The 17,855-nt window shown below is 67.7% G+C and carries 20 protein-coding genes; 3 read left to right on the forward strand and 17 right to left on the reverse strand.

Going from position 1 to position 17,855, the window contains the following annotated elements:
* Window positions 1–7: 7 nt before the first annotated feature.
* The 12 genes from fusA to FGL91_RS00965 form a co-directional block, all read right to left on the reverse strand.
* Window positions 8–2,122: an elongation factor G gene (gene fusA / locus FGL91_RS00910; protein ID WP_047524111.1), complete on the reverse strand. Its 2,115-nt coding sequence runs from the start codon at window positions 2,120–2,122 to the stop codon at window positions 8–10.
* A gap of 87 nt (window positions 2,123–2,209) precedes the next feature.
* Window positions 2,210–2,680: a 30S ribosomal protein S7 gene (gene rpsG / locus FGL91_RS00915; RefSeq protein WP_017201608.1), complete on the reverse strand. Its 471-nt coding sequence runs from the start codon at window positions 2,678–2,680 to the stop codon at window positions 2,210–2,212.
* A gap of 5 nt (window positions 2,681–2,685) precedes the next feature.
* Window positions 2,686–3,054: a 30S ribosomal protein S12 gene (gene rpsL / locus FGL91_RS00920; protein WP_017201609.1), complete on the reverse strand. Its 369-nt coding sequence runs from the start codon at window positions 3,052–3,054 to the stop codon at window positions 2,686–2,688.
* A gap of 226 nt (window positions 3,055–3,280) precedes the next feature.
* Complete coding sequence (locus FGL91_RS00925; RefSeq protein ID WP_194239285.1) at window positions 3,281–3,928, reverse strand: spermidine/putrescine ABC transporter substrate-binding protein; 648 nt, start codon at window positions 3,926–3,928, stop codon at window positions 3,281–3,283.
* 67 nt (window positions 3,929–3,995) lie between these two features.
* Complete coding sequence (locus tag FGL91_RS00930; protein ID WP_227991782.1) at window positions 3,996–4,430, reverse strand: hypothetical protein; 435 nt, start codon at window positions 4,428–4,430, stop codon at window positions 3,996–3,998.
* 65 nt (window positions 4,431–4,495) lie between these two features.
* The gene (locus tag FGL91_RS00935; protein WP_153242815.1) at window positions 4,496–5,536 is read right to left on the reverse strand and encodes an ABC transporter; all 1,041 of its coding nucleotides are present in this window, start codon (window positions 5,534–5,536) and stop codon (window positions 4,496–4,498) included.
* Between the two features lie 115 nt (window positions 5,537–5,651).
* A complete protein-coding gene (locus FGL91_RS00940) occupies window positions 5,652–5,804 on the reverse strand; it encodes a hypothetical protein (protein WP_153242816.1) in 153 nt (50 codons plus the stop codon).
* Between the two features lie 71 nt (window positions 5,805–5,875).
* Complete coding sequence (locus FGL91_RS00945; RefSeq protein ID WP_153242817.1) at window positions 5,876–6,529, reverse strand: HAAS signaling domain-containing protein; 654 nt, start codon at window positions 6,527–6,529, stop codon at window positions 5,876–5,878.
* On the reverse strand, window positions 6,526–6,858 hold the full coding sequence (locus tag FGL91_RS00950; protein WP_153242818.1) for a PadR family transcriptional regulator: 333 nt from the start codon (window positions 6,856–6,858) through the stop codon (window positions 6,526–6,528). Before FGL91_RS00950 ends, FGL91_RS00945 begins: the two co-directional genes overlap by 4 nt.
* Before the next feature lie 67 nt (window positions 6,859–6,925).
* A complete protein-coding gene (locus FGL91_RS00955; RefSeq protein ID WP_153242819.1) occupies window positions 6,926–7,834 on the reverse strand; it encodes a sugar ABC transporter permease in 909 nt (302 codons plus the stop codon).
* 1 nt (window position 7,835) lies between these two features.
* A complete protein-coding gene (locus tag FGL91_RS00960; RefSeq protein WP_153242820.1) occupies window positions 7,836–9,440 on the reverse strand; it encodes an ABC transporter permease subunit in 1,605 nt (534 codons plus the stop codon).
* A gap of 73 nt (window positions 9,441–9,513) precedes the next feature.
* Window positions 9,514–10,722, reverse strand: coding sequence for a sugar ABC transporter substrate-binding protein (locus tag FGL91_RS00965; protein WP_153242821.1), 1,209 nt, complete (start codon window positions 10,720–10,722; stop codon window positions 9,514–9,516).
* 200 nt (window positions 10,723–10,922) lie between these two features.
* Between FGL91_RS00965 and FGL91_RS00970 the strand changes: the two genes are divergently transcribed.
* From FGL91_RS00970 to FGL91_RS00980, 3 genes are all read left to right on the forward strand, one after another.
* Window positions 10,923–11,567: a hypothetical protein gene (locus FGL91_RS00970; RefSeq protein ID WP_153242822.1), complete on the forward strand. Its 645-nt coding sequence runs from the start codon at window positions 10,923–10,925 to the stop codon at window positions 11,565–11,567.
* A 9-nt stretch (window positions 11,568–11,576) separates the two neighbouring features.
* Window positions 11,577–12,068: a YajQ family cyclic di-GMP-binding protein gene (locus FGL91_RS00975; RefSeq protein WP_047524120.1), complete on the forward strand. Its 492-nt coding sequence runs from the start codon at window positions 11,577–11,579 to the stop codon at window positions 12,066–12,068.
* 202 nt (window positions 12,069–12,270) lie between these two features.
* Window positions 12,271–12,909: a GntR family transcriptional regulator gene (locus tag FGL91_RS00980; protein ID WP_047524138.1), complete on the forward strand. Its 639-nt coding sequence runs from the start codon at window positions 12,271–12,273 to the stop codon at window positions 12,907–12,909.
* 25 nt (window positions 12,910–12,934) lie between these two features.
* On the opposite strand, the gene FGL91_RS00985 is transcribed toward FGL91_RS00980, so the two are convergent.
* The 5 genes from FGL91_RS00985 to FGL91_RS01005 are packed head-to-tail and all read right to left on the reverse strand — an operon-like array spanning window position 12,935 to window position 17,823.
* A complete protein-coding gene (locus FGL91_RS00985) occupies window positions 12,935–13,942 on the reverse strand; it encodes an alpha/beta hydrolase (protein ID WP_134352105.1) in 1,008 nt (335 codons plus the stop codon).
* A 60-nt stretch (window positions 13,943–14,002) separates the two neighbouring features.
* Entirely contained in the window at window positions 14,003–15,376 is a 1,374-nt protein-coding gene (locus tag FGL91_RS00990) for an FAD-dependent oxidoreductase (protein WP_153242823.1), read from the reverse strand.
* 59 nt (window positions 15,377–15,435) lie between these two features.
* Entirely contained in the window at window positions 15,436–16,497 is a 1,062-nt protein-coding gene (locus tag FGL91_RS00995; RefSeq protein ID WP_047524123.1) for a polyprenyl synthetase family protein, read from the reverse strand.
* A 46-nt stretch (window positions 16,498–16,543) separates the two neighbouring features.
* Window positions 16,544–17,263 (reverse strand): class I SAM-dependent methyltransferase, encoded by a 720-nt coding sequence (locus FGL91_RS01000; RefSeq protein ID WP_047524124.1) that lies wholly within the window; start codon window positions 17,261–17,263, stop codon window positions 16,544–16,546.
* Window positions 17,260–17,823: a DUF402 domain-containing protein gene (locus FGL91_RS01005; RefSeq protein ID WP_153242824.1), complete on the reverse strand. Its 564-nt coding sequence runs from the start codon at window positions 17,821–17,823 to the stop codon at window positions 17,260–17,262. Before FGL91_RS01005 ends, FGL91_RS01000 begins: the two co-directional genes overlap by 4 nt.
* Between the last annotated feature and the right edge of the window lie 32 nt (window positions 17,824–17,855).

Genomic DNA, 17,855 nt, shown 5'->3' on the forward strand with positions numbered 1-17,855 from the left:
AGGGTGATTACTCGCCCTTGGTCTTCTGGACGATCTCGTCCGCCACCGCGCGGGGAACCTCAGCGTAGCTGTGGAACTCCATCGAGTAGACGGCGCGGCCCGAGGTCTTCGAGCGCAGGTCGCCGATGTAGCCGAACATCTCGGACAGCGGCACCTGAGCGCGGACGACCTTGACGCCGGCGGCGTCTTCCATCGACTGGATCTGGCCACGGCGCGAGTTCAGGTCACCGATGACGTCGCCCATGTACTCCTCCGGAGTACGGACCTCGACGGCCATCAGCGGCTCGAGCAGCACGGGGTTGGCACGGCGAGCGGCCTCCTTGAAGCCCATGGAGCCCGCGATCTTGAACGCCATCTCCGAGGAGTCGACGTCGTGCGCTGCACCATCGACGATGGTCGCCTTGACGCCGACCATCGGGTAGCCCGCGAGCACACCGACGTTCATCGCGTCCTGGAAACCAGCATCGATCGAGCCGATGTACTCACGGGGGATGCGACCACCGGTGACGGCGTTCACGAACTCGTAAGTCGTCTCGGAGTCAAGCTCGAGCGGCTCGATGTTGAACTGGATCTTCGCGAACTGTCCAGAACCACCGGTCTGCTTCTTGTGCGTGTAGTCGTGCTTCTCGACGGTCTTGCGGATCGTCTCACGGTACGCGACCTGCGGCTTGCCGACGTTCGCCTCGACGCGGAACTCGCGCTTCATGCGGTCGACGAGGATGTCGAGGTGCAGCTCGCCCATGCCCTTGATGGTCGTCTGACCGGTCTCGGGGTTGAGCTCCGTGCGGAAGGTCGGGTCCTCCTCAGCGAGCTTCTGGATCGCGAGACCCAGCTTCTCCTGGTCGGCCTTGGTCTTCGGCTCGATCGCGACCTCGATCACGGGCTCCGGGAACGTCATCGACTCGAGGACGACCGGAGCTGCCGGGTCGGCGAGGGTGTCACCGGTGGTGGTGTCCTTCAGGCCGATGACCGCGTAGATGTTGCCGGCGGTCAGCGAGTCGACCGGGTTCTCCTTGTTGGCGTGCATCTGGAAGATCTTCCCGATGCGCTCCTTCTTGCCCTTGGTCGAGTTGACCACGGCGGAGCCCGAGTCGAGGTGACCCGAGTAGACGCGCACGTAGGTGAGGCGACCGAAGAACGGGTGCACGGCGACCTTGAAGGCCAGCGCCGAGAACGGGTCGTTGGCGTCGGGGTGACGCTCGATGATCGTGTCGTAGTCCTTCGGGTCGTGCGCCTCGATGGCACCGACGTCGAGGGGGTTCGGCAGGAAGTCGACGACCGCGTCGAGCATCGGCTGGACACCGCGGTTCTTGAACGCGGAACCGCAGAGCACCGGGTAGATCTCGCTCGCGACGGTCAGCTTGCGGATCGCGCCCTTGATCTCGGCGACCGTGAGCTCCTCGCCGCCGAAGAACTTCTCGAGCAGCGCGTCGTCGGTCTCGGCGACGACCTCGAGGAGCTGCTGACGGTACTCGTCCGCCTTCTCCTTGAGGTCGGCGGGGATCTCCTGGACTTCGTACTTGGCGCCCATGGTGACATCACCCTTGGAGTCGCCGGGCCAGACCAGTGCACGCATCTCGATCAGGTCGATGACGCCGATGAAGTCGTTCTCCGCACCGATGGGCAGCTGGATGACCAGCGGCTTGGCGCCGAGGCGGCTGACGATCGTGTCGACCGTGAAGTAGAAGTCGGCACCGAGCTTGTCCATCTTGTTGACGAAGCAGATGCGCGGCACGTTGTACTTGTCGGCCTGACGCCACACGGTCTCGGACTGGGGCTCGACGCCCTCCTTGCCGTCGAACACGGCGACCGCACCGTCGAGGACGCGGAGCGAGCGCTCCACCTCGACCGTGAAGTCCACGTGACCGGGGGTGTCGATGATGTTGATCTGGTTCTTGTTCCAGAAGCAGGTCACGGCGGCAGACGTGATCGTGATGCCGCGCTCCTTCTCCTGCTCCATCCAGTCGGTGGTCGAGGCGCCGTCGTGCGTCTCGCCGAGCTTGTGGTTGACGCCCGTGTAGAACAGGATGCGCTCGGTCGTCGTGGTCTTGCCGGCATCGATGTGCGCCATGATGCCGATGTTGCGGACCTTGCTCAGGTCCGTGAGCACGTCTTGTGCCACAGGAGTGTCCTTATCTTTTGGAGCAGTCTTACTGCGAAGAGGGGGTGCCCGTCCCCCGACGGGAGGCCGGGGGACGGGCGAAGCTGTTTACCAGCGGTAGTGAGCGAACGCGCGGTTCGACTCGGCCATCTTGTGCGTGTCCTCGCGGCGCTTGACCGCGGCACCCAGGCCGTTGGACGCGTCGAGGATCTCGTTCTGGAGACGCTCGGTCATCGTCTTCTCACGACGGCCCTTCGCGTAGCTCACGAGCCAGCGCAGAGCGAGCGTGTTGGCGCGGTGAGGCTTGACCTCGACCGGCACCTGGTAGGTCGAACCACCGACGCGGCGGCTGCGGACCTCGAGGGTCGGGCGCACGTTGTCGAGCGCCTTCTTGAGCGTGGCGACGGCGTCCTGGCCGTTCTTCGCCTCGACACCGCGGAGGGCGCCGTAGACGATCGACTCGGCCAGCGACTTCTTGCCGTCGACGAGGATCTTGTTCACCAGCGAGGTGACGATCGGTGCGCCGTATACCGGGTCGTTGACGACGGGGCGCTTCGGGGCGGGTCCCTTACGAGGCATCTAACTCAACCCTTCTTCGCGCCGTAGCGGGAACGAGCCTGCTTACGGTTCTTGACTGCCTGGGTGTCCAGGGCGCCACGGACGATCTTGTAACGCACACCGGGAAGGTCCTTGACACGACCGCCGCGCACGAGCACGAGCGAGTGCTCCTGCAGGTTGTGGCCCTCACCGGGGATGTACGCGGTGACCTCGGTGCCGTTGCGGAGCTTCACACGAGCGACCTTGCGCATCGCCGAGTTCGGCTTCTTCGGGGTGGTGGTGTAGACGCGGGTGCAGACCCCGGCCTGCTGCGGGTTCGACTTGAGCGCCGGCGCCTTGGTCTTGGTGACCTTGGGCGAGCGACCCTTGCGAACCAACTGCTGAATGGTTGGCACGTTCTCTCCTCATAGTGCTGCACGGTGACAGCGTGATGGGTTTCACATCATGACCCACCGGCACGCCGGAATCGACGAGCTTTTGGTGTGGTGGGTATGCCGTGGGGGCGGACCGGCATGGTGCCGACGCCCAGCGCGCACGTCGAGACGTGCACACACCTGGTCAAGTGTAATGCCGCGTAACGTGGCGGTCAAATGAGCGTGCGGCCGCGAACCGTCGCGAGGATCAGGGGATGTCGGGATCGAAGGGCGAGTCCAGCGACTCGGTCAACTCCGCCAGCAGCGCCTCGATCTGAGGCTCGACATGCTGGGAGATCGCCGCCTGGATGACGATCCGGTGCCCGAGCAGCATGTTGCAGATCTCCCGGCCGACCATGTTGGCGTACTCGTCGGCGAGGGCGACTTCTTGGCGGAGGGCGATCTTCGCCTCCTCCGTGAGCGGTGGCAGCGCCGGGAGCTCTGCGGCGGAGTCGTCGGCGAGGCCGGCGATCGTGAACAGGAACGGTGCTCCGGGTACCGGCTCCGGATCGAGCGGGAGCCCGTCGAACTCGGGGTCGAGGTCTTCGGCCGGTCGGTAGCTGCGGGCGCGATTGCGTGCGGCCTGCTGGTCGAGCTCTCGCTGCAGCATCGGGAGGTTCTGCGCCGTGTACTCGGCGACCGCGTGGTCGACGATGGTCTTGATCCGGGTCGAGAGCCCATGCTGCACGCCGTGGGGCGCGTTCGCGCCGATCCCGGCGGCGGCGAGGATCGGAGATCCCAGACAACGACGGCAGGGCGCGACGCGGCCTCGATGGGTCGCCGGCTCCCAGCGCGGCACCCAGCGCAACCAGGCCTCGACGGCTTGGTCCACTTGCGTCTCCAGTGAGCGCTCCACCCCACCAGCGTACGGCGCGTCGCCCTTCACCGCGTCGATTTCCCCTTCCGCGGCGGGGCGTGGAAGGTCACTCGTCCTCGTCGCGCTCCCAAGGCCAACGCGGATGCTCAGCACGAGTGCGGCGGAGAGCGATGCCACCCCACGCGGCGATCAGCGCCGCCACGAGCAGCACCGCGCTCACTCCACCCCGGACGAGGTCCCCGGCGACCGCCGTGCCGATCACGACGTCCGACGTTCCGAGGAGAACGGCGAACCACACGACCGCGAGATGCGCGAGGACAGTGACGAGCGCGATCGTGATCGTGGAGACGAAGGACGGACGCCGGGTCCGGAGGGTCACCCCCAGGAGCACCGCGAAGGCGACGACCGCGGCGAGCATCCCCACCACCCCCGGAGCCTGACCGAGGTCGGGGGTCGAGATGATGTCGGTGTCGGTCGCCACGCTCAGGGCACCGAGCCCGAACACCGCGAGCGCGAAGAAGCTGATGGTGGCGAGCACCACCGCCAAGACAGCCGAAACCCCCGCGGACTCGGGCCCGCGGGGGTTCGGCGTGGTGGAGTTCGTGACTACCTCGACAGCGTCGGACCGGCTTCGAGGGTGCGCTCGTACTCGCGCTGCGCCTCGGCGTTCAGCTCGGTCTTGCGCGCACCGCTGCGGGACACCCATGCGCCGAACCAGATGGTCAGCTCACGGGCGAACACGAACGCGGCGATCGCCAACGGTGCCAGCAGCTGTTCCCCGACGAGGTCGAGTCCCTGCGAGGCGGTGAGCTTCCAGAACGGCGCCTCGAACAGCTGCCCGAGGATATGGCCGGCGTACGCGATGACGCCGACGAGGAGACCGAACACGACCCAGAGGCCCCAGCGTCCGCGGTTGATGATCGCGCCGAGCAGCCAGAACCCGAGGAAGAACACGACGACGGGCGTCCAGTATCCCCACGTGAGCAGCGGCGCGAGCGCCGCTTCACCGATGTTCTCGCCCGTGACATCACCGGCGACCGCGCCGAATCCCAGCGCCGCGCCCAGGTAGAGCACGGCGAAGACGAGGGTCGCGAGCAGACCGATGAGCCCGGCGGTTCCGCGGTTTCCGCGATCGCGCGGCGGCTCCGGAGCCTGCACGAAGATCGGCTGCGGCTGGGCCGCGGCCGCACCCGCGCTCGCGGCGATCAGCGGCTCCGACGGGACGACACGGGTGTCGGCCTCATCGCCATACTGCGCGTAGGCACCCCCGGCCATGCCGGACTGTTCGTGGCCGAACGGTGCGGGCTCGGCCACGACCGGTTCAGGGAAGAAGGAAGCACTGTCGGCGTCGGCCTCAGCGCGGACATCGCGCACGTCGGGGTTCGATGCGGCGGCCGGCGTCGCTGTCGCGGCGGGGGGCGGAGGAGCGAACGTGCCGGGGTGTTCCCGCTCGGCCTCTTCGAAGGCGGCGAGGTCGGGGTCGACGGGCGCGGCGACGGGGTCGACGGGACCGTCGTCCACGCTGTCGTTCGCGCCGGGAACATCCGCGCCCGCGGCGGCGGCGTCTGCGAGACCGGCGTTCGCGCTGCCGACGACGTCGTCGACGTCAGCCGGCTTCTCGGGCTGGGGGCCGTCGGGATCACTCATGGGGTGCGCCTCTCATCGGATATGTGCATTGCGAGGGTACCGCCGCGTGAACGGCCGCTCACGCAGGCGTGCCGACGTGTCGCCATGCGGGTGAGGACGGGCCGGTCGCCACCGCTCAGGGGAGGGCGGTGCGCAGGGCGTCGCCCGCGAACGCGGCCAGCACGGGAAGGATCGGGAGGGACAGCCAGACGAGCGCCCCGATGATCGCGGCACAGACGACACCGGCGAACCAGCTCATCGCGATGCTGCGCCCAGCCACTCGTGCCATATCCTCACGCTACGACGGGCAGGGCGAACTCGCGGGCCGCAACGCCGAGCGATGACGCGGTCGCTGCACGGTCAGGCGGCGGTGCGCCCCCGCAGCCTCCAGAGCAGCCACAGGCCCGATGCGGGGATGAGGAGGAAGCCGAAGAGGAGCAGGAGGTGCCAGATGCTGAGACTCGGCACCAGCGGATTGTTCGTGACGTCGTCCGGCCCGGGACCGGACCCGGAGGAGCTTCCCGAGGAGGCGAACTCCACGAAGCTCATGAACTGCAGGAGCAGCAGCGACAGCGCGCCGAACACGAACGGCACGACGATCGAGACGACCTTCTCCCACGTCTTCCACAGGGCGCTCAGCGAGACGAGCACCGCTCCGACGAACCACCCGAGTACCGGGACGATGAATCCGCCGAAACTCAACGTCAGTGCCGCCGTGATCGCGAACCCTCGCGTCGACGTCGATGGGCGGCGCGGCGCCGGCGGGGCGGAGACCGGGGCGGCGACCACGATCCTCGGGCTGTCCGGGACCTCGTCCTGGGCCTCGCGCGCGATCGCGGCCGGATCCCCCAGCCGCGCGATCCGTGCGGCCATCGCTTCGGCGTCGAGCCCCTCGAGCTCTTCGACGATGCCGCCGCGGATGTCGGAGGCGACGCCGTGCGGGAGGTCTCGCATGGCCTCATCGAGCCGCGTGAGGTAGTCGTCGCGCAGTGCGTGTGCGTCTGTCTGTGTCATGGTCGTCCCTCTCCGACGATGCCCGTGACGACACGGGCGAACGGTGTCCATTGGTCGCGGAAGCGCTCGAGCTGCTGCACACCCGCCTCCGTGAGCCGGTAGTACTTGCGCACCGGACCGCTCTCGGACGGCTGGTCGAACGTGCTGACCCAGTCGGCGTCACGCAGCCGCCCCAGAAGCGGATACAGCGTGCCGATGCTGGCGATCAGTCCGGCGCGTGTGAGTGCGTCCGCCAGCTGCCAGCCGTACATCGGCTCGCGCGCGAGCAGGCCGAGCACGCAGTACTCGACGACCCCCTTGCGCATCTGGGCGCCGACGTCAGCTGTCATGCATCACAAGATAGCATGCGACACAAGCTACCGCGACCGGCCGATACGCGAGGCGGTCCGAAGGCGGTCAGCCCTTGGTCGCGCCCGCCGTCAGTCCGCCGACGATGTACTTCTGCAGGAACAGGAACAGGATCATCACCGGGATCGCCGCCATCACGGCACCGGCAGAGAACGCCGACCAATCCGCGTAGCGCGGGTTGGCCACGAGCTTGGTGAGCCCGACGACCAGCGTCTGCTGGTCGACGTCGACGAGCATCACACTCGCGATCACGTATTCGTTGACGGTGCCGATGAAGGACAGCAGCCCGACGACGGCGAGGATCGGCGCGACCAGGCGCAGGATGATCGTGAAGAAGATCCGGGCATGTCCGGCGCCGTCGATGCGGGCGGCCTCGTCGATCTCCTTGGGGATCGTATTGAAGAAGCCGTACATCAGATACGTGTTCACGCCGAGTGCGCCCCCGAGGTACACCAGGATGAGTCCCGTGTGGGTGTTGAGCCCGATCGCCGGGAACCAGTCCCCCAGCGTCGACATGAGCAGGAAGATCGCAACGACGGCGAGCAGCTGCGGGAACATCTGCACCACGACGATCGTGACGAGTCCGACGCGGCGCCCGGCGAATCGCATGCGGGAGAACGCATATGCGGCGCACGCGCCGATGAAGACCGTGACGGCGCCCGTGACGACCGCGATGAGCAAGGTGTTCAGGAACCAGGTGCCATAGGGGTTCTGCGGATCACTCAGGATGCGCACGTAGCTGTCGATCCCGATCGCCGAGAACAGCTGATTCGATCCGGTGAGCGTCCCCTTCGGGTTCAGCGAGGCCGACACGACGTACAGGAGGGGGAACAGGGCGAATACGCTGACGACGATCGCGACGAGGTGACGCCACCCGGTGTCGGCGAACCAGGCGCCGAGAGTGCGTCGGCGCGCGGCGGGGGCGTGTGTGTCGGTGGCGGGGCTGGCGGTGCTCATGTCAGTTCAGCTCCTCGAGGGCCTTGGTCTTGCGGAAGCTGATGATCGAGATGGTCGCGACCACGATGAAGATCAGGATGGTGAAGGCGGAGGCGAGACCGTAGTCGCGCGTCTGCCCGGTGAAGGCCACCTTGTACACCATCGAGATCAGGATGTCGGTGTGTCCCACGGGGATCGACACGTCGCTGAATCGCGGCCCGCCCTTGGTGAGCATGTAGATCAGGTTGAAGTTGTTGAAGTTGAACGCGAAGGACGAGATCAGCAACGGCGCGACCGTGACGAGCAGCAGCGGGAGCTTGATGCGCCGGAACACCTGCCAGGGGTTCGCGCCGTCCATGACGGCCGCCTCGTTCACGTCCTCCGGGATGCCCTGGAGGGCACCCATGCACACCAGGAACATGTACGGGAAGCCGAGCCACAGGTTGACCAGCAGGACCGACACCTTCGCGAGCGTCGGATCCGTGAGCCACGGGATCGCCGCACCTCCGAACAGGACCTGGTTGATGAAGCCGAAGCTCTCGTTCATCATCCCGGCCCAAACGAGTGCGGAGAGGAACGCGGGGAACGCGTACGGCAGGATCAGGATGATCCGGTATCCGTTGCGGAAGCGCATCCGGGTGTTGTTGAACACCAGCGCGAGCAGGAGCCCGAGGAAGAACGTCGACGCGACCGAGATCACCGCGAACGCGAACGTCCACAGGGTGACCGAGATCAACGGCCCACGAATAGAGGAATCGGTGACGGCACGGACGAAGTTGTCGAAGCCGACGGTCGTCTGCCACCCGGGCAGCAGCTGCTCCCCGTCCGCCGCGGTGAAGGCTCCGTCACCCTCGTCGGAGTAGACGGTGCCGGTGGTGGTGTCCGTGATCGTGTCGGCAGGCGCGTCGTACTCGAGCGTCGAGACGTACAGATACCCCTTCTGGCCGTCCGGAGCCCGCAGGCTGCCGTCGTTGGGGTCATCGCTGAACGGGACGGAGAGCTTCTCGAGCTCTTCCGAGAGCGTGAAGACGGTCGCAAGCGGGAGCGTCGTCCAGCCGTCGACCGCGATGGCCTGACCGCCCGCGAACTCGGCGTCGACCTCTTCGAGCGGCTGCTCGGACGTGCCGAGGAGGGCGTCGCCGGACTCCGGGTCCGTCACGAGGAACCCGTACGTCCCGAACTGCTCGACGACGGTAACGGGGTAGGTGGGCGAGTCCTCGACCCGCTCCTGTGCCGAGGCGAGGAGCGAGGAGATCGCCTGCTCCTTGGTGCCGTTGTGGCCGGTGCCGTAGTTGGTGAAGCCGATGTACCCGGTGTAGAGGAGCGTGAACACCTGGAACACGACCAGGAAGATGATGCCGGGGGTGAGGTACTTCGCTGCAATGCGCTTGCGCGAGAAGTAGATGTAGTTGACGAGGACGGCGACCGCGACGACGACGCCGAGGATCAGCCACTCCTGGTTCGCGAAGAGCACGAACGCGGCGTAGAGCGCGATCGCATCGACCACCGCCAGCAGGAGGATCTTCAGCAGCATCCAGCCGATCGGTCCGGATGCGGCCTCCGCGATCTTCGCGGCCTGGCGCTGACGTCGGGTCGGAGGAGCCGTGCGCTCGTCGGTGTCTGTCATGTCGTCCTCGTCATGATCCTGCCGGGGCGGGCGGTGGTCGCCGTCCGCCCCGGCAGGGCCCGTGTGATGGCTGTTACTTGATCGCTGCGGTGACGTCGTCGACGAGCTTCTGCCACGTCGTCGTCGGGTCCGCTCCGTTGATGATCGCCGCCTCGGCGACACCCCAGAACTGCCAGACCGAGCCCATGGCCGGGATCGCCGGCATCGGGACGGCGTCGGCACCGACGGCCTGGAAGCCGGCGATGATCGGGTCGGATGCCGCCGTGTCGGCCGCCGCCGTGAGCGCGGGCAGGACGTTGCCGGCCTTGAACAGCTCGAGCTGGACGTCTTCCGTGCCGAGGTAGTTGACCAGGAAGTCGTTCGCCGCGACCTTGTTCTTGGACTCGGAGCTCACGAAGAAGCCCTTGACGCCGGCGAACGGCGATGCGGTCTCACCGGTCGGGCTCGGGATCGGGTCGATCGCGACGTTGATGCCGGCGTCGGTGGCCGCCCCCACGTTCCAGGGACCGGTCAGCCAGAAGGCCGCGGTGCCGTCGAGGAACTGCTGCTTGGCGATCTCACCGTCGATGTCGGTGTTCAGCACGCCGGCCGCGCCCTGCACGCCGAGCCAGTCGGCGAAGGCGAAACCGCCCTCGCTGCCGAGCTGGAGGTCGGTGGCGTCGTAGCTGCCCGTGTCATCCGTGCCGAAGACCGGAGCGCCGAAAGCCGTCTGGAAGGGGTACAGGTGGTACGGGTTGCCCTCGGCGCCCTGCTCCACGACGAACGTGCCCTGGGCGATCATGTCGTCGAAGCTGGGCGGGGCGGTCGGGACCAGGTCGGCGTTGCGCAGCACGGCGATGTTCTCGACGGCGTAGGGAAGCATGTAGACGGTGCCGTCATACGTCGCGGCCTGCAGCGCGACCGAGAGGTAGTCCCCCGCGCTGTCACCGAGCTCGATCGGAGCGACGACGCCGTTCGTCGACAGCTCCCCGAGCCAGTCGTGCGCGCCCATGACCACATCGGGTCCCTTGCCGGTCGGCACCTGCTGGATGAAGTCGTCCTTCATGTCGTCGACGGACTTGCCCAACAGCTCCACCGTGACCCCGGTCTTGTCCTCGTACGCGTCCGCCGCCCCCTGCAGGGCGTCGACGCGCTCGGCGTCGACCCAGACGACGAGCGTGCCGCTGTCCTCGGAGCCGGAGGTGTCATCGCCGCTGGTCCCCGTGGAGCAGCCGGCGAGCGTCAGAGTCGAAACGATGGCGATCGCGCCCGCGGCGGCGATGCCCCTCTTGTTCACCTTCATTGGTGTGTGCCTCTCTCAGTGCTGGGTGGCCTGCACAGACTGCAAGCGCTTACAGTATGCATCGAAGCAAGGGCGATTTGCAACGAAGAGAGCGGGTGATATCAACCTGTGACCGGGGCGAACTCGCAATTTCGTAGTGAAAACGCTTCCACGACGGCAGGAAACTGGGAGGTAGCGGCACGACGCGATACCGTCGAGAGATGCGGAAAATCCGACGCTCGTGGCTGCTCGGCGGTATCGGACTGATCTCGTGCGGCATCGTCGGCATCGCACGGAGCTCCGTATTGGGTGCTCCCGGAGCGGACGTCGTCCTCGCGCTCCTCAGCGACCTGCTCTGGGCCGGCGCGATCCTCCTCCTGTCCATCGGCCTGAGTCGCGAGGCGAGCGTCGTCGCACGAAGACCCTTGGGACTGAGCGCCTCCGCGGTCGTCGCCCTCTGGCCGGTGACGGCCACAGTCCTCGGGCCGCTCGTCCTCCCCCAGGAGCCGACGGCGACGGAAGCATGGCAGACCTGGTCGTATCTGTCGGTGCTGATCCCGCTCATCTCCGGGGTGATCGCCGCGATGCAGGTGGCCCGCGCGCGTACGGTGCCAGCGCCCTGGAACGGGGCTCCGCTCTGGGCGCTCGGCGTTCAGACGATCGTCTGGGTGGTTCCGCAGGCCGTCGGCGCGAGCTCCCCCCGCGCGCTCATCGAGATGGCCGCCGTTCTTCCCGCGCTCGGGCTCCTCGGCTTCTTGTCCACCACTCTCGGGCTCGGCATCGTGGCGGTGACGCTCGCCGGCCACCGTCGGGTCAACACCGTGCCTGTGTTCGAATCAGCGGGTCCCGACACACCCGTTGCCTAGAATTGCAGAATGGCAAACGACTCTAGCTTTGACATCGTCTCGAAAGTGGATCACCAGGAGGCTGAGAACGCCGTGAACCAGGCCCGCAAGGAGGTCGAGCAGCGCTACGACTTCAAGGGCACCGGGGCGTCGATCGCCTGGAGCGGCGAGCAGATCCTGATCACCGCGAACACCGAGGAGCGGGCGAAGGCCGTTCTCGACGTGTTCCAGTCCAAGCTCATCAAGCGCGGCATCTCCCTGAAGAGCCTCGAGTCGGGCGACCCCTTCGCCAGCGGAAAGGAGTTCCGCATCGTATCGACGCTCAAGGACGGCATCTCCTCGGAGAACGCGAAGAAGATCGGCAAGATCATCCGCGACGAGGGACCCAAGGGCGTCAAGAGCCAGATCCAGGGCGACGAGCTGCGCGTCCAGTCGAAGAGCCGCGACGACCTCCAGGAGGTCATCGCGCTTCTCAAGGGTGCCGATCTCGACCTCGATCTGCAGTTCATCAACTACCGCTGACCCCGGCGGCTGGTACGCAAGAGGGGGCTGGATGCCACGGCATCCGGCCCCCTCTCTGCGTATGTCTCCGAATGGATGCAGTTGTACTGCTCGTGTTGGCGCGAGGGTGGAGACCTTCGGGATCCACGCGACCTCCTGGTGCAGTGGCCCTCCGAGCCTGAACGTCGGGTGCTCGGGACACAAGCGTACGGGGAGCGCATCCATGCGGAACATCGGATCGACATCGACGGGCATCGGTGAGAGCAAGCAGCTTCTGGCGGAGGAGGTCTTCCGGCACATCGGCACGCAGATCGTCACGGGCACACTGACGGAGGGAGAACGCATCCGCGACGTCGACGTCGCCGAGGAACTGCACGTCTCGCGGACACCGGTGCGAGAGGCTCTGCAACGTCTCGAACGGCTCGGCATGGTGATGATGTATCCGAGCCGGTACACCGAGGTCACCTCCGTGACGGCGGAGACCGAGGCGCAGTCGCTCGTCTTCGCCGGCTGCCAGGCCGGCATCGCCGCGCGTCTGGCGGTCCCCCGGCTCACCGCGACGCAGCGCGCACACGTCGTCCGCCTCGTGGCGGCGATGTACGCCACACTCGACGACGGCGCGAAGACGTCCGACGCCCGCTGGGCGGTCTTCTCCTACCTGGGCGAGCATTGCGGCAACACCCAGCACCGGGCGCTGATGGAGGACGCGAGCATGGCTCTCCTCCGCAACCTCCGGAACTGGAAGATCACGCCGACGGACCGCGACCGCATGCGGCAGATCTACCTCGACTTCCGCGACGCCGTCCTCGACGGTGACGGGGGACGCGCCGAGCAGCTCGTCCGGTCGATGCACTACCTCTGAGGAAACTCCGTACCTCTGAGGAAACTCAGTCGGCCGCTCGCCAGCCCGTGACCCATCGGTCCAGCCGCCGGTACGCGTCTTCTCGCGCCTCGTGACGTGAGAGGAAGACATCGTGCAGAGCTCCGTCGATGCGCTCCACAGTGACCGTCGAGCCCAGGCGGAGAGCCGCACGGGCGATGTCGTCGACCACTAGCACGGAGTCCGCCGACGTCAGCTCCTCGGACCAACGGGTCGGAGGCACGAACCTCGCGGACAGCAGCACGCACACCGGAGCGGTGATCGAGAGTCCCCCGGCGACGGTCTTGTGACCCGAGAGGATCGCATGCAGCCATCCGGCGTAGACCGCCATGGTCTGCACCGGGCGCCAGAGGGGGTTCACCTCCATCGGGTCGTCAGGATCGGCGACCTCCTGCTGGGCGCGGGTGTAGAACCCGAGATCGACCTGCGGTGCGGCCTCCAGCGGACGGATCCGTGCCTGCAACTCGACCATCGGCGCGATCGCCGCCCTGGCGGGGGCGAACTGGAACTCCAACCACGGGCTGTTCAGGATCACCGCATCGGCCACGCCCGGATGCCGTGACGCCCACAGGCTGAGCGTGAGACCGCCGGTGGAGTGCCCGAGCAGGACGAGGCGCCGGTCGGATTCACCCCCGCCTTCCCCGCGTCCCATCTCCGTCAGAGCCGCGGCGATGTCTTCGTCGTAGGTGGCCAGGTCGGCGACGTAGCCGGGCGTCTGCCCCTCGCGGAGGCTGCGCCCGTACTTGCGGAGATCGAGGGCGAAGAAGCGCGCACCCCGCGAGGTCCAGAAGCGCGCGAGTCGCTTCTGGAAGAAGTAGTCCGACCACCCGTGCACGTAGAGCACGTCGACGCCGTCGAGCTGCGGCGCACGGCGGCGCACCCGGTCCCACCACCCCGGCTCCGCGGGAAGGGCGCGCACCAGCGTCGCGACGACGGGCCCTTGGTCGTCCGCGCCGAGATCGAGCGTGAGCTGCTCGAACTCGTCGCCGAGCACGTCGGGCGTCCAGTCGGCCATGCGGTCCTCCCCCGTCATCGCCAGGCTAGCCCAGGCGCGACGCCGAGAGCGGGTCCGGCGCTACTCGCCCCGGGAGACGCGGACCATCTCGTCGCGCGGGACGACCTTGACGCGAGCGCGCTCCTGCGGCGCACCGAGGGCGATCTCGTGCTCGTCGAGGCGGTGCCAGCCGTCCAGGTCGGTCCACTGCACGCCGCGCTCCTGCAGGAGAGCGACGATCGCCTCCTCCGACGGGTCCTCCGGGTGCCACCAGGAGCCCTGATCGTTGATGATGTGCCGCACGGTCTCCATGGCGTCGGACTTCGTGTGGCCGATCAGACCCACCGGGCCGCGCTTGATCCACCCGGTCGCATAGATGCCGGACACGCGCTCGTTCGAATCCTTCGCGAGCACCTGGCCCTCGCGGTTCGGGATCACACCGTGCTTCTTGTCGAAGGGCACACCCGGCAGCGGCGAACCGAAGTAGCCGATGGCGCGGTACAGCGCCTGGAGCGGGACCTCGCGCATCTCGCCCGTGCCCACGGCGCCGCCCTGTCCGTCGGGCCGCGTGCGCTCGTACACCAGCGCCGCCACGCGACCGTTCTCGTCCTTGCGCACTTCGACGGGGCGCGCCCAGAAGTGCAGGTGGAGGCGCCGTGAGGCCGTGCCTCCCGCGTTGTTGACCGAGTCGCGCTTGCGCCAGGACTGCAGGATGCGGTCGATGACCATGACCTGCTTGTTGCTGGCGACCGCGTCCTTCGAGGCCTCGTCGTAGTCGAAGTCCTCGTCGTACACGACCATGTCGACGTCGCGCAGCTCTCCGAGTTCGCGGAGCTCGAGCGGCGTGAACTTGACCTGAGCGGGGCCGCGCCGACCGAAGACGTGCACATCCGTGACCTCGCTGGCCTGGAGTCCCTCGTACACGTTCTGCGGAACCTCGGTCACGAGCAGGTCCTCCGCGTGCTTCGCGAGCATGCGGGCGACGTCGAGCGCGACGTTTCCGTTGCCGAGGACACCGACGGACGCGGCGTCCAGCGGCCACTCGCGCGGGACATCGGGGTGACCGTCGAACCAGCTGACGTAGTCCGCCGCTCCGTAGGAGGCGACCGCATCGATGCCGGGGATGTCCAGCGAGGTGTCGCGGATCGCGCCGGTCGCGAAGACCACGGCGTTGTAGTGCTTCTTGAGGTCGTCGAGTGTGATGTCCTCGCCGAAGCGCACGTTGCCGAAGAGGCGGATGTCGCCGCGGTCGAGCACGTCGCGCAGAGCCGTGATGATGCCCTTGATGCGAGGGTGATCGGGAGCCACGCCGTAGCGCACGAGACCGTACGGCGCCGGAAGCTGCTCGAAGAGGTCGATCGACACATCGAACTTGCGCTCGGCCTTCAGAAGGATGTCCGCGGCGTAGATGCCGGCGGGGCCCGCACCGACGATGGCCAGTCTGAGCTTGGTCATGGAGGTCCTTTCGTATGCCGTCGCAGCGGGCGCGCGGCCCGACGGGCCGCCCGCGCAGATCAGCTGGATCGTTCGGCGAGGGTCTCTGCGAATCGGGTCAAGGCCTCGCGCACCGTGCCGCGCGGCAACGGACCGAGGGCGTCGATGGCGTCCTGCGTCCAGGCGTGCGCGAGCTCGAGGGTCTTCTGCGTCACCGGGTGGTCGCGCAGCTCGTCCAGGGGCTCGTCGAGGATCGCCGGGTCCGCACCATCCGCGATCCGGGCGACCCCGTCATCGATGCGCGCAGCGAGGTCGGCGGACGCCTCGTCGGCTTCGGCCTTGAGCAGCAGATACGGCATGGTCGGGACACCGGCGCGCAGGTCGGTTCCGGGCACCTTCCCCGTCTCCTCCGGCTTGGCCGAGAGGTCGATCACGTCGTCGAGCAGCTGGAAGGCGACGCCGATCTTCTCGCCGTACATCCGCAGCGGCTCCTCGTACTCGCTCGGGGCGTTGGAGAAGATCACACCGCCCTGCGTGGCTGCGGCGATCAGCGAACCGGTCTTGTCGGCGAGCACCTGGATGTAGAACGCGATCGGGTCGTCGTTCTCCTGCGGGCCGAGAGTCTCGTGCATCTGCCCGAGCACGAGCCGCTCGAACGTATCGGCCTGAAGCCGGATCGCGCGTTCGCCCAGTCGGGACATCAACTGGCTCGCGCGGGAGAACAGGATGTCCCCCGTGAGGATCGCGATGTTGTTCCCCCACACGGCGTGCGCGGCCGGGACGCCGCGTCGGCGGTCCGCCCCGTCCATGACGTCGTCGTGGTACAGCGAGCCGAGATGTGTGATCTCGAGCGCCTTGGCGACGTCGATGACCTCGCGGGTGTTGCCGTCGCCCAGCTGCGCGGCGAGCAGCGTGAGCACCGGTCGGATGCGCTTGCCGCCAGCCTCGTACAGGTAGCGGCTGGCCGCGTCGGCCAGCGGATCGGCGACGCGGACGTCCTCGGCGAGTCCGGTCTCGACCAGCTCCAACCCGTCTTCGATGGCGCGCGCGACGCGGCGGGCGGCGGGGCCGATGAAGACGCGATCGCTGAAGCCGAGACGGCTCGCCAGTCGCGAACCCGGGGCGATGGGGCTCGAAGTCACGTTCCCAGCCTACCTTCGTCGGGTGCCGCGGTTTCGCGCGGAGGAATCACTCCGGCTTGCGTGCTCTGTGCAGGGCGACGATGCCGAACGTGAGATTGCGGTACGCGACGTCCGTCCACCCCGCCTCACGGATCCAGGCCGACAGCTTCTTCTGGTCGGGCCACTCCCGGATCGACTCGTTGAGGTAGTCGTACGCGTCGCCGTTCGTGCCGGCCACGCGTGCGACGCGCGGCAGGACCTGATCGTTGTAGAGCCGGTAGGCACCACGGAACAGCTTGCCCGGAGGGGTGGAGAACTCGTTGATCACGAGCCTTCCTCCCGGCTTGGTCACCCGGAACAGCTCCTGGAGGGCCTTCTTCGGGTCGTTCACGTTGCGCAGCGCATACGACATGGTGACGGCGTCGAACTCGGCATCCGCGAACGGCAGTGCCGTGGCGTCCGCCTGCACGAACGAGAGGTTGCGCATCGCCCCGTGGCGGCGCTGGCCCTCGGCGAGCATCCCCGGCGAGAAGTCGGCCGCGACCACGTCGGCGCCACTGCGGGCGAGAGAGGCCGACGAAGACGCGGTGCCCGCTCCGAGGTCGAGGATCCGCTCCCCCGGCTTCGGCGCGACCGCGCGGGTCGTCGCCGCCCGCCACAGGATGTCGTTGCCGAAGGTCATGGCCGTGTTGGTGCGGTCGTACCCTGCGGCGACCTGGTCGAACATGCCGCTGACGCGGGCGGGGTCCTTGCCGAGATCGGCGCGGTTGGCTTCGTTCGGGGTCACGGCTTCAGTCTAGGCGCGAGACCCAGGGCTTCGAGGCGGTCGAGCCAGGGATCGGCGGTGGCATCGTCGAACGGGGCGGTCTGCGCACGCACCCGCTCCTCGAGGTCGAGGGCGAGCGCCTCGAGATGCGTCATCACGTCGGCGGGATAGCCGTACTGAGCGCTGTGCTCGGCCCACTCGTCGCGGTCGTCGACCCAGGTCCCCCGCGCACCCGCCACCCGCACGACGTCGAGGTCCATGTCGATGCCTGTCGCGAGCAGCGGGTCGTCGGACCAGCGGATGTCCCACCCCAGGTCGATGTAGATGCGCATCCCGCGGCGGTGACGGCGGTTCACGGTCACCGCGTGGTCTCCACTGGCGGGGATGAGCGTCACGTTGGGGCCGCCCGCATGGAACGCGGCCCCGGGGCGCTCGCTGTGCCATCCCACGGGTTGCCCGAGCCAGTCCCCCCACTCGTCGGCCCCGAGGTAGACGCATTCGTGGCGCCAGTGCGGCGAGCCGTCCCACTTTCGCCACTGGAAGACCATCTCGGTGCCGGGTGCGGGGCGTGCATCACTCATCCGCTCACCCTACGACGGCGCGGATCCCTGCC

This window comes from Microbacterium sp. CBA3102, from assembly GCF_007954505.1.
GTDB lineage: Bacteria > Actinomycetota > Actinomycetes > Actinomycetales > Microbacteriaceae > Microbacterium > Microbacterium aurugineum.

Coding starts and splice junctions, on each gene's coding strand:
- FGL91_RS00955 (WP_153242819.1), bottom strand. CDS start 7,834: ATGAGCACCGCCAGCCCCGCCACCGACACACACGCCCCCGCCGCGCGC.
- FGL91_RS00965 (WP_153242821.1), bottom strand. CDS start 10,722: ATGAAGGTGAACAAGAGGGGCATCGCCGCCGCGGGCGCGATCGCCATC.
- FGL91_RS00980 (WP_047524138.1), top strand. CDS start 12,271: ATGCGGAACATCGGATCGACATCGACGGGCATCGGTGAGAGCAAGCAG.
- FGL91_RS00970 (WP_153242822.1), top strand. CDS start 10,923: ATGCGGAAAATCCGACGCTCGTGGCTGCTCGGCGGTATCGGACTGATC.
- FGL91_RS00960 (WP_153242820.1), bottom strand. CDS start 9,440: ATGACAGACACCGACGAGCGCACGGCTCCTCCGACCCGACGTCAGCGC.
- FGL91_RS00990 (WP_153242823.1), bottom strand. CDS start 15,376: ATGACCAAGCTCAGACTGGCCATCGTCGGTGCGGGCCCCGCCGGCATC.
- FGL91_RS00950 (WP_153242818.1), bottom strand. CDS start 6,858: ATGACAGCTGACGTCGGCGCCCAGATGCGCAAGGGGGTCGTCGAGTAC.
- FGL91_RS00985 (WP_134352105.1), bottom strand. CDS start 13,942: ATGGCCGACTGGACGCCCGACGTGCTCGGCGACGAGTTCGAGCAGCTC.
- FGL91_RS00940 (WP_153242816.1), bottom strand. CDS start 5,804: ATGGCACGAGTGGCTGGGCGCAGCATCGCGATGAGCTGGTTCGCCGGT.
- rpsG (WP_017201608.1), bottom strand. CDS start 2,680: ATGCCTCGTAAGGGACCCGCCCCGAAGCGCCCCGTCGTCAACGACCCG.
- FGL91_RS00945 (WP_153242817.1), bottom strand. CDS start 6,529: ATGACACAGACAGACGCACACGCACTGCGCGACGACTACCTCACGCGG.
- FGL91_RS01005 (WP_153242824.1), bottom strand. CDS start 17,823: ATGAGTGATGCACGCCCCGCACCCGGCACCGAGATGGTCTTCCAGTGG.
- FGL91_RS00935 (WP_153242815.1), bottom strand. CDS start 5,536: ATGAGTGATCCCGACGGCCCCCAGCCCGAGAAGCCGGCTGACGTCGAC.
- FGL91_RS00975 (WP_047524120.1), top strand. CDS start 11,577: ATGGCAAACGACTCTAGCTTTGACATCGTCTCGAAAGTGGATCACCAG.